Genomic DNA, 16,769 nt, shown 5'->3' on the forward strand with positions numbered 1-16,769 from the left:
GAAGCCCGAATAAGTTCTGCATAAGCATTTATAAAGTATTTTGAAACTTTGAGTATTCCATAAATGGCAATACCACAGATAACTAATTTTGTGATAGGATGCTTCAATACCTTTTTCTTATCAATTAATGGATTGGTAGATTTTGTAATGGAATCCAAATCTAATCCATCTAAAATAGATTTTCTTTTTGTTCGATTATTTTTTATCATTTTTCATGTAATTTTATTAGAAATACATAGAAAAACAGATAACCATTTAGCGGTATTTTTGTACTCAAAAATTTATTTATTGAATACAGAAAAATCAAGTGAAAATAAGGTAAGTTAAAGGGGCTATAAGAGTACCGTTTCAGAGTACCGAAAAGCATAGAAATCGACCCTTTTTCGGACTCTTTATTTTTTAAATTACTGAAAATCAGACGCACATAAATTAACCAACTGCTGGTTGTTGGTTGTTGGTTGTTGGTTGTTGGTAAATTTGTTACTATTATTCAAATTAAAACGTAAATAATTAAACTTATAAACTGCTTTTCAATTCAAGGTTTAAAGTTCTAGGTTACTTGATAGATACTTTCAAAATTCTAAATTTATAATTCATCATTCTTAATTCATAATTGGGATGTTGTTGGGTGTTGGGTGTTGGGTGTTGGGTGTTGGGTGTTGGGTAAAAAAGTACTATTTTCCAATTTAGAATTCAACATTTTAACTTCGGCATTCGGTAAAGAGTTGGTGCTTTGCTCCTATCGTAAGTTTAAGCCAAACTCCCGAGAATCAATATAGCAGATTGTTTGTTCAAATTGACACATTTTCAAATTATAAAATTAACCAATACACATATTTTGAAACCTCTCAATACTAATATCTCAATACTACCAACTAGTCAAACAAATCATTCAGTTTTTCAAAAACCTCAACGGCGTACGCTTTGTTAAACGGTACATATTTTTTAGCAAGTTCTGCGTTGGCAAGTTCCGCTTCTACTTTTGCTAATGGAATGAGTGTCACATCGGCGACTTCTTCTTCTTGGAGAGTAGTTTGTAATGGTGCATCTGGAATTTCGCAAGCAAATATCGTGATGAATTCCCGATCAATATAATCTTCTGCGTGTTGGTAATCGATTCGGAAACGTCCGATGTGCTGTAAGTTTTCGGCTAGTACTGTAATTCCGAGTTCTTCTTTTGCTTCTCGGACTGCGGTTTGCAAAGCAGTTTCCCCACTACTAATATGTCCCGCCACAGAAACGTCCCAACAGTTTGGAAAGTTCGGTTTGATCGCCGCACGCAATTGTAAAACTACTTTTCCACTCTTCGTATACAACCACAAATGCGTTGACGCATGAAAATGTCCGTGTCGATGCACTTCGCGTTTCTGAAGGATTTCACCTGTGGGTTTTCCGTGTTGGTCTAGAATGTCGATTTGTTCCATTATTCAGGAATTGGGTGTTGGGTTTTGGGTTTTGGGTTTTGGGTGTTGGGTGTTGGGTGTTGGGTGTTGGGTAAAAAAGTACTATTTTCCAATTTTAAATTTAACATGTGGCATTCAACATTTTAACTTCGTTATTTGTTATTTGTTATTTGTTATTTGTTATTCGAAAATACTTTTACACTTTAGATTTTGCGGTTTTACATTTTACATTTGTTGCTGGTTGCTTGGTCCTTATTAAAAGTATTCGTTCCAATTCAAAACTCAATATTGTCATTCCGCACTTGATGCGGAATCTAGTTTTAACTAGTAGTTAACTTCTCTCCTCCACAGTAACAAACCAAATCTTCAAATTACCAAATCTTCAAATCAACGAATCAACGAATCAACAATCCTCATTCTTCTTAGCCTCATTCGCTTTCCGCACTATCGCCTTTAGCCTTGATTTCGTAGCTTCTTTTTCTGCGCGCTGTTTGTTGAGTTTGCGCTGTAGGAGCTTGGTGTGCTTGGCTTTGTTTTTGGTGTTTTTTTGTCCTTTGGGTTTTGGCATTTTGTTAAAGTTTATAAAATTGAATATGGAAACTCAGCGTATTCGTTATTCAATACAATTGTTTTACCAATGTTATCTATTAAATTATCGACGACACTTTTATGCGGATGATGTTTTCTACCAAAACCGTGATTAATTACGTAGAAATCAATTTTATGATCGTAAAGTGTATTTCCATGAAATACCCAATTTTTCTTACTACCATGATGTGGCACTTGAAAAACTGAAACATTCTCAATTTTTGATCTAAAGTAACTGTAAAATAATTCAAAATAATTTTCAAATCTGAATTCTTGATCTCCTGTTAACATAGTTCCCGTTCTAGGAATGGCGTAAATCAATTTCAATTTAGAGGTACTTATTTTCATTAACATTTCTTCATCTGGGAACCAACTTCTAGCTTTTCTAGTAGCTCCATGATATAGGCAAATCGAACTCTGATTTACTGAAATTTTCAAATATTTAGAATAATATTTCTTTAATGCTGTCAGATGCCTTTTATCAAATAAGTTATAACTTGTAAAAATACCCATACTTTTCAAGTATTCGCTAACTGCTTTTTGAAATCTTTCAAAATCATCCAAAGATTTAGGTTTTCGATAGTAAAAGATAAACTCCCAAAGTCTTTCTCTAGTACTTGTTTCTAATTGTAAAATTGTATTATAGGGTAAGAATTCTACGTTAGTACCTAATAATCTCGAATCTTTTTCTGCTACTGTTCGACGTAATTCTTGATTTTCTTTAAAACCTTGTATCGGATCATTATCGTTATCATCATAATTTATATTTTTAAAATAAGAATCGTTTTGAAAATTATCATTCAATCTATTTTCTTCATCATTCTGAATTCCTTCAATAAAAGAGATTTTTTTTATTTCAAAGTTATTTGTGCGCAAGTACACAACTGGATTCATCATAAAAAGTATGAAAATTTCACTAGTGTCTTTTGTAGTTGCAACAAGTGCCAACCTTTCTGCTAAAGATAAATATGGCAAGATGATTCTATCAACTGAAATGCCTGTACTTAGTAGCTTTTGAATTCCATTAAAATGGTCTTGATCTAAATGAGAAACGACTAATAAGTCAATATGATTGTATTCTTTGTCAAACGTAGTAATCGCTTCCTCTAAGTACAAACCCGAACTCACAGAACCGCAATCATACACCATCACAAATTCCTTGTCATCATACGGAATTAATCCTGTATAAAAGCAACCTTGTCCTATGGGATGAAATTTGAATTTAGCACTTATTTTCATATTTATATTTATATTTTTTCAACTCCTATTTGTTTCAAGATTTCAGCTCCGAGATTTGTATCAAAAAGAAGCTTGTCTTTTGTACTATTTTTAAAAACTGATATTTCACCAATTGCAGCTTGTACTTTAGGCTCATCATAATCATTTTCATAATTGTGAAAGTCAAATTTTACTGTTTGATGACTTGGATAAATCAATACTCCTCTTTTACTATTCCAAAATTTACAATAGGTATATATTTGTCGTATATCTTCCGAACCTGGTGTTTTTGTGTTCTTTAAAATTTTCCACTTTGTGTCTAAAATATAGGTATCTTCTCCTTTATAAATAACAATATCTGGTTTTAGTGTATTAGTTTTCCATATACATTTAGGATTTTTTTCAACTTCTAAATCTTTATGCTGATACTTTTCTCTTTTCAAGGCTTTAAGTACGTATTTTTCCCAAAGTGCATTCATGTCAAATAATAAGGCAATCATTTCTTGTTTTCCATCGACAATGTCTGGTCCAAGATTGAGAATGATTACTTTGGCGAGTTGTATTGCTTTTTCATAATAGGCGTTTTTACGAGTAATTTTTACACTTTCCAAATCTTTCTTTGTCAGTGTTTTGTGTTTGAATTCAGGAAAATGCAACAACAGTTTTTGACAATTTTTATAGAGTTCAGTTCCTTTGTTTTTACTTGCTATGATTTGTAATGCTTTTGCCAGAATAAAATGCAATGCGTGTGCTGTTGTGTATTGATGTTGCGTCGTAAAGAAACGCGTTTTATGAATCAAGTTTTTAGTGCAATGTTTTTCAAATTGTAAACGTCCTTTTAGGACATTTTTATTCGATGCTGCCGAAATGTATTTTTTGATCAATCCTTTGCGAACTAAAGTGCGAACTTCTTTTATATACGCTTCAAAAAATATGTCCAACAAATGAACTCTTTGCGCACGTACACTTGCGGTATCGGTCTGTCTGATTTTAAAGTCTTCCGTAATTTTTAGAATATGAATCAACACATCACGCCACAAACGCTTATCATCACTAACTTTGTCTATTTTGGGAAGAATTTCTATGATAACATCTTCAATTTGAACCACACCAACATAACTTGAAAACTTTACGCTTTTTTCTTGTATTTTGAAGAATGAACTTTCATACCGCGTATTAAAATCACGTAACGCATTCAGATGCGCTCGCGTAAAGACTACCGCATCATCGTTCATGTTTATATATGAAGCGCCAACGCGTAACGTTTCATGTTCAAATACTTGTATGAGTTTTGTAGCTCTCACACTTATGCTTCTTCAGTTACTTGTAACCCTGCGGATTGTAATGCTTGTACAAACGTTTCGCTATCGTAGTGATACACAAGTTCGTACGTTGTATTGATTTCGGGTTCGTCTTCTGCAGAATAATTGGACGCAAATTTAACATCTGACGAACGTCTTTTAACAAAATCATCGCCCAAAACCATGCCGATTTTATCATAATCATTATAGAAATATTCTTGTAATAGCGGAATGATCTTTTTATTAAATACTTCCATCAGTTCAGCCATCGTATCAAGATTCATAAAGTATGAATGCCCAATTTGATGTTCTCTATCTAGCAAAGCGATCAGTCTGTTGTTGATGGTTTCTAGCAAATATTTTGTGTCAATATCTTCAATCGCCTGTAACACTTCATAATCTGGTAACATTTCCACAAAGGCAAAGCGTCGTCGCAACGCGTTGTCTAATACTTCTACACTTCTATCGGCTGTGTTCATGGTACCGATGATGTACACATTATTAGGAACACTAAATGTTTTTTTCGAATACGTAAGCGCTAAATTCAATTCATTTGGTTCACCTTTACGCTTGTCTTTTTCGATAAGCGTAATGAGTTCTCCAAATATATTTGAGATGTTTCCACGATTGATTTCATCAATAAATAGTGCATACGGATTGTTTGGATCTTTTTCTGCGAGTTCGCATAATTGTTTAAAAGCGCCTTTTTGTATTTCGTAGACAATTTCGGTTTGTGGTGCATCTTCCGTTGACATTACAGGTTTGATACCTTCAATAAAATCCTCATAACTAAATGATTGATGAAAGGAAACGAATTTGTAGCGTTTGATGTTTGCTGCGCTCTGTGATGTATAATCTTTTATCTCATTTAAAATATCTTCTAAATTTTCAGTAAGTTCTTCGGCTTTTTCAACAAGAAACCAAAAGGAATCTTCCGTTTTATCAAAAATTAGGTTTGTAGAAGACCTTTTAGAAATATTAACTGTTGCACTTTCTTCTATGGTATGTGTTTGCAATTGTGACCAAATACGGGCATTCAAGCTTTTAATTTCAGAAAGACCGTTTTTAGTTTGAATAAATTCATGCTTCTTAATATCCGCAACTTTACTTGGTCTTCCTATGTCTAACAACGTTAAAGCTATCACTTCCCACCAACTCAACTCACTAATGATATTTTCGACATATTGTTTTCTTGTAACTTGTTCTTTTTTTGTGGTAAATAAAGGAAAGTATTCTTTTTGTAGCTTATAGGTTTTCCCTGTTCCTGGCGGACCGTATAATATGGTGTTTAGAGCCAATTCGCTAACGTCTACGCCGAGTGAGGGAATTTCCTCGTTTTCTGCATTGTCTGCTTGCTGTTGATGACGAAATATCAAATCGATATTGTCATCGTTTTGTACTTTGCTGATGGTTTTTCGGTATATGCCTTTTTCTTGCAATTCAAACGGTTCAAAGTTTTCTTGCCAATCAACTTTAAGCGTTTTGCCATTTTTTGGATTTTCAACCACAGTTCCAATATTGAAGATTTTTGTCGTAGAAACTGTTTTGTTATTGGCTCCTTTTCCGTTGTACGCTGTTTTTAAGGCTATTTGATCTCCAACTTGCACATTGTTAATTTCTTTGGAGAATTTTTCATCATATCCACTTTCCCAAATCCCTTCTTCTATAAAACGATTGTACTGAGTTTCGTCAGCTCCTTTGTAAAATGCTACACAGTAGTAATTATTTTTAAGGTGTGTATCTTCGGTTTCGCTGCTTAGGTTTGTACTTTGTTTGCTTTTGGAATCATCTAGTAAGCTTTTACCTTTAAAATTTTGAGGTACCAAAGGTTTAAGATCATTGGTATCTTTTTTACCTGCTAACTGCAAATTTTGCTGTCTATATCGCGTTTGCTCCACGGCAGAAACAGAGATTTCATAATAGGTTCGGGTAAATTTATCCGATACCGCTTTCATCAATGTGTAATAATCTTTTGGCAAATCGTTGAGTTCAGTACTAATATTGTAATCTTCCAAAAAAGGTTTTGTGTGAGCATCAATTGGCAAGTAGTCTTCGGGAGCAAACCAAAAAAGACATTGTGTCAACCTTGTAAAGCCTACATTTTTTATCTTTAAAACATCTCTAAATACCTCATCGTCAATTTGCCTTTCATGAAGCTGTCTAAAAAGTAACCACAGAGTTGATATGTCATTTACACCACGTTCATCTTTGTAGGGAAACAACCACGTTTTTCGAGCGTTGGCACTTGGCAGGCCATCAAAATCCTTAGGAACTGACGCAGACAAACGCCAATCTTCTTTCAATCTTCTAAAGTATGTTATTCTACGCGCTACTCCATACTTTAAAAACATAGCTAAAAAAGAAAACGGATCTATTTGTTGCAATGGAAATTTTTGTCCTTTTTCCTCATCACTCAAACCAGCTTTAATTTCCACCTCGTGTAAAGCGCTAATCAAGCGTTCATCTCGATTGCTTTCACGACTTATAATATATATCTTATCTTCTATTTCCCTAAAAAACGGAATCCAAGTAAATTGTTTCATGTATACTTTTTAAATTTTGTCTGACTTTACTTTTATTACCTTAATGTCTACCACAAAGCGGTCGTAATATTTGTGCAACTTTCTTTTCGATGATGTTCAGCAAATATGGTTCAATTCCTTCAAAAGCGATCACTTTTAAAGTAATATTGAAGTCTTTTCCTTTGGCATATTCGTACAATTGTAAGCCTTGCGTATGCGGGTGATGATAATATCCCAAATGCTGATTCATTCTACTAACGATATTAGTTACACCTGTTTTGGTTCGTTGAAAACCTCTACGAATACCAATATAAAAATACTTACCATCTCCATTATAGGAGTTTGTAGGTGGAACCGTTTTATAATTATTAATGGTTCCTTTTAAACTCCTGTATTTCTTAATTTCCATATTTAACTGTTGAGCAGCTTCTGCGGAATCCAACTCAAATATATACATACAATGATGATTTTCTAACTTGTCTAGTGGATCATATAAAGTTGAATTTTCTCTGAATGTATCATCACTATTTGCGAATACGGTATATCCTTCATGATCAGGCAAATCTTTTGTATTAAACGTTCCTTTGTGGTAAAAAGCATCGTTATCAATATTGCTCACGATTTTTGTTACAATTGCATCTACTTTTTCGTTGATGTATTGTTGTATTTGTGTTAAATCCATTTTAGTTTTTAAAACTGTGAATACTATAAACCAATACCTTACGGTTTCCCGCAAAAACAGTTTTGTCAGTACATCTCCTAAAAGTAAGAAAAAAGCACTTATGTATTCGTTTATATTTAAAAATAGTAATCTATTGTGAGTTGTGAGTTAAACCCACAACCGACAAACCAAAAACCTAAAAACCCAACAACAAATAACTAGCAACCAACAACTATATTTCCTATATTTATAACACTAATCTGATTGAAAATCTAAACGGAAAAATTAGAAAGTATACCAAAAACAAACTCTCTTTTCCTACTGATCAAGCCGTGATGAAATCTGTATTTTTAGCAATAAGGGAAAGTACCAAAAAATGGACAATGCCTATTAGAAATTGGGGAATTATACTCAATCAATTTTTAGCTATATTTGAAAAAAGGATTAAACTATAAATAATTTAACCCTGAGTTTGGAACTTACACACTTTTTAGGATAGTGTCTCATAATTATATTTGTTTCTCAAAATCATCACATAATTGGTTTACTATATCTTCAGTTTCTTTAATAAAAAACTGCCCTAATGTCTTTCTATTTCTTCTAATATACTTTCTGTAGATCTTTGCAAAGTCACTGTATATCTCTTCATCATCAAAAACAGATCCTTCGTCTTTCATTTTCGCGATTATATGTTTCCCGTTTTCTGGTAATTTTACATATTCAAAAAAGGTTTCGATTTTATTTTGAAAATCTAGTATTAAAGCTTCGATTTCTTCTTCTTCTTCATTGCGCTTTTCTATTACTGCTAGTATATCAAACTTGTATTGTTTACCGTATGCAGCTCCTGGCTCACTAACTCCTGTTTTTGGTTTTGGCTTTTCAGTCTCTTCTGGCGGTGCAACTATACCTAATCTGTTATCAAAGTAAACCTCAACATCATCTATTAACTCGGTAGAACCTGTTAATGAATTGTATAAAACACTATATCTATACCAAAACTCTGTAAAATTTTCTTCGCTATACTTATCATCTATTTCAATAACAAATGCAATTAAGTTTAAGATTTTAAAATACTTATTGATGCTTTGTTTTAGTTTTTTAGCTTCTTCTGGTTGTTTTCTTACCAATTGTGATACTGCACTTTCAAAATCTAGAATTGCTGCTATATCTTTTTTATCTCCTAATTGATACGCTTTAAATGGTTCAAAATGATTTTTAAAAATAACTGCCAGCTTTAGATTCTCGTATATTTCTTGTAATAATTGTTCTTGACCTAGTGGATCAAAATCGCTTACTACAACATTACTGAAATGCTCAAATGCTTGTTTTATATTAGTAACATTTACATTCTTATAAGATAAATCTATAATTTTACAATCGTTTTTATTTTTAGTGGTACGATTTACTCTTGAAATAGTTTGTATGGCATTAATACCTCTTATTTCTTTATCTAAAAATAAAGTGTGCAGTTTAGGCTCATCAAAGCCTGTTTGTAATTTATCTACGACTATGATTAAACCATTTTTATCTGTTTTACAAAAATCATTTAAAACTTTAGCTTCTGATTTGTTGTTATTCAATTTTGTGGCACTTTGGTGTTTTTGACCATCTGAACTATATACAATATAGATAGGAGCATTTTTAAAACGTTCGTGTTTTTTCTCTGTAATTAACTCTTCAAAATACTGTTTGATGTATTTACGATATTTTATTGCAGCTTTAATAGATGAAGCCGCAAACATTGCTTTTGCGTATCCTTTAATATTAGGATATATTGCAGAAACTAACCGTTTTGATACAAACTTTGAAATCGCTTCTATGCGTTCTTCGTTTTCGTAAATATTCTTTTTTCGTATTCTGTATTTTTTACCATCTGCATCAACACCTGTATCTGGATTGTTGGGCATTTCCTGATAATAACCGCTATCACCTTCAAAACCTTCAATTATATTGTCTGGTTTTTCAAAATACATTTTAGCAGATACTGGAACAATACCTTTTATTGGATTTAAAATATAACCATCTTCAATAGCTTCTTTCATGGTGTAGCTATCAAATGGAACCCATATTTTTTCGGCTTCTGCATATTTGTTATACTCTCCAAAGCGTGCTAAGGTTACATCGCTTGGTGTTGCTGTAAAACCTATGATTAAATTTTTCTTTTTGTATGTTTTCTTGTATGCTTTGTTACTATCAAAACTGTGTTGCAATTCATCAAATAACGATACCATTTCTTCATGTTGTTGTCCGCTATTAGAACGATGTATTTCATCAATTAAAAAGGCAATTCGCATAGCAGATAATTTATGTACTACCTCATCATCTAAAAACTCTCTAATTGAATTGAACTTTTGAAGATTTACTACTACTATACGTTTGTCTGTGTTTAAAGCTTCTAAAAATGATTTTTGATTATTTGCTTCTATGAACATACTATTTGCAATGTTCATATTATACATCTTGCTATCTAATTGATCTCTTAACTGTACTCTATCTACGACCAACATGATTTTGTCATAGACAAATTCATCATTCTTTCGTAAATCTTTTAGCATTAAAGAACTCCAACCTATGATATTACTTTTACCAAATCCTGCTGCGTATTGTAAAAGTAAGGAATAGACATTTTTATTATTTTGATACTTTTGCCTTTTATGTATTAATTCTTCTATTTGAGCCGTTCCTACCCCTTTTTCGGTTAGTTGCTGACGCAATTTATTTATAAAATAATCTGGCTCATCTTCGTGTGCTAAGAACTCGTCTATTTTATGGATGATTTTATCTGCTCCAAACTTCTGTTTAGGTCTTGGTGCTATTAATCTACCATCATTATGCTTGTTTTCTTTTTGCCTTGTTTTTTCCGACTTTACCAATTCACGCTCTATAAAATTATAATAGAGGATTTCACGCTCTATCATTTTTTTACCGTATAATGCTTTAAATACCTCTTCAAAACGTTGTTGCTTAGTTGCTTCTAAATTATTTAAAGGATACGGTTTTAAAGCATCTTTTATATTAGGTTTGTAATTTTTATCAAAATCAAAACTTTTGCTTTCTACTTGCGTTTTAATTTCATCAAATTGATTGGAAATATTTCTGATGATAAACGTATCTTGAACGTCTGTAGTGGTAATATGTATGGCTTTTTCAAATATCTTTAAAAAGTCTTTACGAATACTTTTATCCGCATCGTTACCGTCTGCAATGTCTAAATAACTGGTTACCGCTTTTTGGTAATCATTTGCTATTTTTATTTTACCGTCTTTGTTGGCTGTTTGGTTGTTGTAGTTAGATTTTAATTCTGAATAGCCTAAAAAGATACCGTTTAAGAAAAAAGTAATATCTGGACGAAAGCTAAATTTTGTCTTTCCTTGATGCTTGTATATGTATGGTAATTCTTGCACGACTGAAAATTGATTTTCGTTAAATAGTGTATCTCCGTGCGTAATACTACCACTTGGGTAAAACAAGTTGATTTTAACACCTTTAAATGTGACAGACTGATTACTACCTATAAACAATGCCATGTTTTTAGATTTCCCAATACGCTCGTTTAGTTCTTCTTGAAATTCTTGTAGTAATTGCTTTTCGTTATTATCAAACTTTTTTAATAGTTTACGGTAGGCTGTTTTATTGAGTTTTGTTTCACTAATAAAATATTTTAAATCTTCTACTACAAAATGTAATTTAGAGACTGTATTTGCTTTTACTTCTTTATATTGTAACCCATCTGCACGATTGGTAAAGAAGTTCATTAAGTATTTGTCTTGTAGTATTAGTTCATCCATAATTATGCGCTTACTTGATTTCGGTAGACTTAATCACCTTTACTTTACCAGTTACTACTTCGTTTATAAGTGTTTTACGCAACTCTTTTAAGGTGGCAATTTGAGTTTCTATATTTTTTACAATTTTATCAATTGTTGCTGTTTTAGCATCTAAATAATCAGCTATTTGTTGTTGTTCTTTAAATGGCGGAAGAACTAACATAATTTTAGGTATATCTTTCATTGCAATATTCTTTTGAGTGTTATGAGTACATAAAAAGTCTATTTGAACTTGCACTTTTTCACTCTTAAAAAAGTATTCCATAAAAGTTGAATTAATTGTCTTTAATACTTTTATTACAGCAATTGGTGACCACACAGTAAAAGGAAAGTCAACTTTTACTCTAGCAATTTTACCAGTAGAAGCAGCTTTTCCCATAAATAAATCATTCCTTTCAATTACAACTTTTTTACTATATTTTTTAAAATCATTTTCACTAATAAATCTGCAACCCTCAAAGGTTAATTCACCATCTTGAATACCATCAACTGACATGAAAGGATAACCTTCCTTTGTGAATTCAGGTGTTTCGTGAGGACCATCAGTAATTTTTTTTCGTAAAATATCCTTTAACCTCTTAACCTCCCAATGCTCTGGGATTTCACCTATCCAACTAATACCGCTATCTTTTAGTTTTACCGTTTTATCTAAACCTTTGGTAACGATTTCATTAATTAGGGTTTTACGGTAGGCTTTGTAGTGTTTTATTTTTTGTTGTAATAAGTTTACTTTTTTATCTATTGCAGTGGTTTTAGCATCTAAATAATTGGCTATCTGGGTTTGTTCTTTTAGAGGTGGAACAAATACGCTTGTTGTTTGTATTGCTCCTAAATATATACCTGGCTGAGCTGAGTAATTAGTATTATTCCATAAATATCCTTGAAACTTTACACCTTGTATAAAATAAAATAAAAACCTATTAAATAAATATTTATCATTAACTCGTATTGTAGCTACACTACGCTGTGTTGCAAAAGGTGGCAATTTTGGTACAACAGCTACTTTACCCATTGTAGCACCAACAATAGCTAATTGAATATCTCCTTCACAAATCTTAAATGATTTAACTATTGATAGATAATCTTCTTTAGAAATAAGACTATCATCATTTAAATTTATGAATTGATTATTTACAATATTCCTAACACTTAATAATGGGAAACCATCTTTATCAACTCTTTTAAATGATGCGTGTGTACCATCCTTAATTAACCTACAAACTCTTTTTAAATGACTATCATCCCAATGTTCAGGTATTTCTCCTAACCACTTAATACCAGAATCTTTATACTTGTTATACTTTTCCATTAAAGTGCTAATTCTTGTTCAAGGTTTAACAAATCATCTTCTAAGTCTTGTAAGTCATCAGTAATTTCTTGTAGTGAACGTAACTCTTCTGGTTTATAGAATACTTTATTGAAGTTAATTTCTACACCAATGGTATTTTCTATATATCGAAAAGGTTTGGTAATGTATTTTGCCATAAAATTGGCAATGTTTTGTTGGTTGTCTTCTTCGTTTGGTGCGTATGGTATGATCTCATAATCTTTCTCGTAATCAGGTGTTAACTCTGTTGTAATTACAATAGAAGCTTCCTTTGTTTTTGTTGCCTTTTTATACGATGCTTTGATTACTATTTTACCGCAGCCTAATGCTGTTTTACTGTCTTTTGTTTCTTCAATGATCGTTTCTTTATCAACATCAAAATAATAGCTTGTTTTCTCTGTAACTACTTTTAAATCTGTCTCTTTATAATCTAAATTAGTTATTAAAGGTTTTAACTCATCATTAAAATAGGCTAATAAAGAATTGTGTTTTTTAGCATCAACCGTTTTAATTTCAAAGTCTGTAAGTTCTATGGTTTCCTCTTCTGTAATCTGTGTTATTTTAACAGGGCTTAGTTTTACAGATTTTGCTCTAATTGCTATGCCTTGTTTATTTTTCTTTACTGGTAATTGGTCTTCAAACGTTTTTCCATTTTCATCAACATTTGTTAACATGATAGCTTGTTTGTTATAATAGAAATGCCACTTATCAAATACTTTAGCATACTCGGTATCATCAAAATTGGTTAAGGCGTTAACAATGGTTTTCCTATTCTCTAATACCATTTCTTTACGCTTTTTCCCTTTACTTTTCTTTAAAGGTTCGTAAAAATCGCTACCGTTGATAAGGATTACTTTGTCTTTACGTGCTGCTGGTTTATTCTTATTGAAAATCCATAAATAAGTATAAATCCCTGTATTAAAAAACTCATCTGTTGGCATTTGTATAATAGCTTCTACCCAATCGTTATCAAAAAAATATTTGCGAATATTACTTTCGCCACTACCTGCATCGCCACTAAATAAAGTAGAACCGTTATGTACAACAACAGATAAGCCTTTATCATCTAATTGTGATAAAATGTGTTGCGTGAATAGAAATTGACCATCTGAAATGGATGGTAACGCGTGAAATCGTTCTGTTGTATCGTTTTCAATGTCTTTTTTATAGCCTTTCCAATCTACTCCATACGGTGGATTTGCTACAATAACATCAAACTGTTTTTCTATAAACGAAATATTAGTTAATGTGTTACCATAACGTATATCTGAATCGGTACGAAAACGACTTTCTATTTTTGCCAAAGCGAATAAGCTATCACTCCAATCTTCTCCGTATGTTTTTGTAGGTCTGCTATAACTTTTTTGAATTAAATCTTCTACACCAAAAAGTAGATTTCCACCACCACACGTTGGATCATAAATGGTTAGAAACTCTCCGTTATCTTCAATTTTTGATAATATAATTTCTGTAATTAAGGCAATAATATCATCTGGCGTGTATTGCTCTCCGGCAGTTTCCGCAGAAATATCTGCCCATTTGCGTTTAATATGTTCTTCTAGAGTTGTAATATCAGAGTTATTGAAAGGTGTTAAATCAATCTCACTCCATTTTTTAACGGTATCAAAAAGAATATTCTTTTTACGTAATTGTCCGCTTAACCCTGAAATATCTAAGTATTTTTCTTCTGTATTTCCCCTATCTACTCCTAAAAGTTCTTTTGTTTCTGGGTCGAATGCTTTTAGGTAGGTATCAAAGTCGTTATCAAATGTTGTATCATTTTTACAGATGTCTGCTAAGGTTTTGTGTTGTTTAATTATAACCTCATTGTAACCAATATTATAATCTTTAAACTCTTCTAAGAAATCATTAATATCTTCTATATCCTCAATAGAATCTGCTCCAAAGTCTTTTAACAATTCTTTGTAATGTCTTACCAATCTACTTTCCAACATTATCATTGCAAAGTAAGGCATCATATATTTTGGGAAATCAGATTGTTTTATTCCTGCTCCAATTAAAAGGTCAGCAGTAGACCATACTTTAGATTCGTATTGTAGTATGTTTTGACTCATTGATAGTTTTCGGTTAATATAATTTTCTGACTTTTCAAATATAGAAAAACAATTACTGTTTACATTGCTATAACTTAGAATAAACAATACTATATCTAATTTACTATTTATACGTATGGAAAACCGTAAACAAAAAACCACCCAAACAGTTCCTAAAAACTATAAGGATGGTTTTACAAATAAACAAATGTTACTATAAAACGATCTGCAAGGGTTATACAACTAACATGTCTATTCAATTTTAAAGGTCACTCGTATCGGTAGTATCTTCTGAAGCAACTTGGTCATCAACGACTTCATCCGTACTGCCTGTGTTCAACCGTTGGTTGACGGTTTGGTTGTACTGCTTTGCCAAGGTGTAAATTTCATTAACCAACTCCTGATGAATAGCGTTACTTCCTAAGGTGGCATGCGCTTCTACATGTGCTACCAACACTTTGTAAGCGTTGGTGCCGTTTTCTCTAATAGCAGTAAAACTTGTTGCTGGTGTTGCGGCTTCTTCTGAAATACGTGCCAAATAACGGTTGTTAAACACTTCGTTGGCAGTTTTTAGCTCCGCAATCCAATCTGTCAATCGTGTTGTAGTAACAGCAGCAACCAAGTTGGTTTCTGTTTCCCAATCGGAAAGCATACTATCAATCACGGCGGTTTCTGCTTGGTAATTCAAGCGTGGAATATTAGTTCCGTAATTATTCAAATTAAACAACAAACTACGCGCCGCAGCTTGTAATGTAGCATCATAATGATATCCTAAGGCTTCCAAACTGGCTTTAATTCCCATAAACGCCTTATCGCGTCTAGCATCCAAGTCTATAAGTTCTTGGGTAATACCACTACTCTGCTCCTGCTGAAACAAATTATCCATCTGATTCGTCAATATAGCAAGCGTATCGCGTTGCGTGGTCAATTGCAATACGTCAACGTCATTTGCGTTGACAAGTTCTAATACATCTTTCATGTATTGTAAAAATTCGCTATTTCTGTAGCGTGAAAAAACTGGTATTTCCATAATAATCGATTTTAATGATTTGATAATATTTTAACATTTTTATGGTGTTTCATTGCGGAATTCGCAATAAAAAGCCGTTTGAAACCTTCTCGCAGCAATGCAGGGAGCTTTCCAACGCGTTTGAAACGTTCTCGCAGCGCTGCAACAAGCTTTCCGACGTGTTGAAAACGTTCTCGCAGACCTGCAGTAAGCTTTCCAACGGATTTGAAAACGTCTCGCAGACCTGCAACAGGCTTTCCAACGGATTTAAAAGCGTCTCGCAATGCTGCAATAGGCTTTCGTTGGCAAACAATCAGCAAAAGCCTTTCGGTTTGACACCATGAAATTCAAAAAATATTTTGAAAAATATGCTACAAACTTTACAAGCGTCGACTTTTTTTTACAAGCGTGCTATTTCAGAACGTTTCTCTATAAAAACAATACTGCGCAGTCCATTTTTATAAAACGAATCTCAGTAATTTTTTAAATACAATTCCTATGAATAGTGATAAACCGTTGCAAATTCAGGCAAAACATCCGTAGTGGATTGTGGGTTTTCTTACGGGTTTTGGGTGTTGGGTGTTGGGTGTTGGTTGCTGGTTGCTGGTTGTTGGTTGTTGGGTGTTGGTTGTTGGTTGCTGGGAAGATAATTTTGTTTGTGATTTAAACGTAGTGTGAACTTTTTTTTTCGTTCTAGGTTACTTAATAAATACTTTCATAATTCTAAATTTATAATTCATCATTCTTAATTCATAATTGGGGTGTTGGGTGTTGGGTGTTGGGTGTTGGGTGTTGGGTTTTGGGTTTTGGGTTTTGGTAAAAAGTACTATTGTACTTCCCTAAATAGAGTTGACCGTTT

Annotated in this window: 10 protein-coding genes and 1 pseudogene; 1 reads left to right on the plus strand and 10 read right to left on the minus strand. The window is 32.6% G+C overall.

All coding sequences use genetic code 11. From position 1 onward, the window contains the following. The 6 genes from AA089_RS21840 to AA089_RS21865 all read right to left on the minus strand — a co-directional run. The coding region (locus AA089_RS21840) for a hypothetical protein (RefSeq protein WP_046759147.1) at nucleotides 1-209 on the minus strand (209 nt) is incomplete at its 3' end. Between the two features lie 666 nt (nucleotides 210-875). Continuing rightward, entirely contained in the window at nucleotides 876-1,424 is a 549-nt protein-coding gene (locus tag AA089_RS21845; RefSeq protein ID WP_156169238.1) for an NUDIX hydrolase, read from the minus strand. Nucleotides 1,425-1,982: 558 nt separating this feature from the next. Then, a complete protein-coding gene (locus tag AA089_RS21850; RefSeq protein ID WP_046759149.1) occupies nucleotides 1,983-3,230 on the minus strand; it encodes a ComEC/Rec2 family competence protein in 1,248 nt (415 codons plus the stop codon). A gap of 8 nt (nucleotides 3,231-3,238) precedes the next feature. Next, entirely contained in the window at nucleotides 3,239-4,513 is a 1,275-nt protein-coding gene (locus tag AA089_RS21855) for an McrC family protein (RefSeq protein WP_046759150.1), read from the minus strand. Nucleotides 4,514-4,515: 2 nt separating this feature from the next. Then, the gene (locus AA089_RS23960; protein WP_053002629.1) at nucleotides 4,516-7,053 is read right to left on the minus strand and encodes an McrB family protein; all 2,538 of its coding nucleotides are present in this window, start codon (nucleotides 7,051-7,053) and stop codon (nucleotides 4,516-4,518) included. 40 nt (nucleotides 7,054-7,093) lie between these two features. Then, entirely contained in the window at nucleotides 7,094-7,714 is a 621-nt protein-coding gene (locus AA089_RS21865) for a hypothetical protein (protein WP_046759151.1), read from the minus strand. A 224-nt stretch (nucleotides 7,715-7,938) separates the two neighbouring features. Between AA089_RS21865 and AA089_RS24360 the strand changes: the two are divergent. Further along, nucleotides 7,939-8,148, plus strand: a pseudogene (locus tag AA089_RS24360) (transposase); the annotation flags it as partial. Between the two features lie 54 nt (nucleotides 8,149-8,202). Here the strand turns inward: AA089_RS24360 and AA089_RS21870 are convergent. From AA089_RS21870 to AA089_RS21885, 4 genes are all read right to left on the minus strand, one after another. Further along, nucleotides 8,203-11,481, minus strand: a complete 3,279-nt coding sequence (locus AA089_RS21870; RefSeq protein WP_046759152.1) for a type I restriction enzyme subunit R domain-containing protein — start codon at nucleotides 11,479-11,481, stop codon at nucleotides 8,203-8,205. 10 nt (nucleotides 11,482-11,491) lie between these two features. Continuing rightward, nucleotides 11,492-12,829: a restriction endonuclease subunit S gene (locus AA089_RS21875; RefSeq protein ID WP_046759153.1), complete on the minus strand. Its 1,338-nt coding sequence runs from the start codon at nucleotides 12,827-12,829 to the stop codon at nucleotides 11,492-11,494. Next, on the minus strand, nucleotides 12,829-14,922 hold the full coding sequence (locus tag AA089_RS21880) for an HsdM family class I SAM-dependent methyltransferase (RefSeq protein WP_046759154.1): 2,094 nt from the start codon (nucleotides 14,920-14,922) through the stop codon (nucleotides 12,829-12,831). Before AA089_RS21880 ends, AA089_RS21875 begins: the two co-directional genes overlap by 1 nt. Nucleotides 14,923-15,163: 241 nt before the next feature. Beyond that, entirely contained in the window at nucleotides 15,164-15,931 is a 768-nt protein-coding gene (locus tag AA089_RS21885) for a DUF6261 family protein (RefSeq protein WP_046759155.1), read from the minus strand. Nucleotides 15,932-16,769: the final 838 nt, after the last annotated feature.

The sequence above is a fragment of the Kordia jejudonensis genome (genome assembly GCF_001005315.1).
In the GTDB taxonomy this organism is placed as follows: domain Bacteria; phylum Bacteroidota; class Bacteroidia; order Flavobacteriales; family Flavobacteriaceae; genus Kordia; species Kordia jejudonensis.

What these genes read in the sequence shown, in the direction of transcription:
- AA089_RS21845 (WP_156169238.1), bottom strand. Translation starts at nt 1,424, where the DNA reads ATGGAACAAATCGACATTCTAGACCAACACGGAAAACCCACAGGTGAA.
- AA089_RS21850 (WP_046759149.1), bottom strand. Translation starts at nt 3,230, where the DNA reads ATGAAAATAAGTGCTAAATTCAAATTTCATCCCATAGGACAAGGTTGC.
- AA089_RS23960 (WP_053002629.1), bottom strand. Translation starts at nt 7,053, where the DNA reads ATGAAACAATTTACTTGGATTCCGTTTTTTAGGGAAATAGAAGATAAG.
- AA089_RS21865 (WP_046759151.1), bottom strand. Translation starts at nt 7,714, where the DNA reads ATGGATTTAACACAAATACAACAATACATCAACGAAAAAGTAGATGCA.
- AA089_RS21870 (WP_046759152.1), bottom strand. Translation starts at nt 11,481, where the DNA reads ATGGATGAACTAATACTACAAGACAAATACTTAATGAACTTCTTTACC.
- AA089_RS21875 (WP_046759153.1), bottom strand. Translation starts at nt 12,829, where the DNA reads ATGGAAAAGTATAACAAGTATAAAGATTCTGGTATTAAGTGGTTAGGA.
- AA089_RS21880 (WP_046759154.1), bottom strand. Translation starts at nt 14,922, where the DNA reads ATGAGTCAAAACATACTACAATACGAATCTAAAGTATGGTCTACTGCT.
- AA089_RS21885 (WP_046759155.1), bottom strand. Translation starts at nt 15,931, where the DNA reads ATGGAAATACCAGTTTTTTCACGCTACAGAAATAGCGAATTTTTACAA.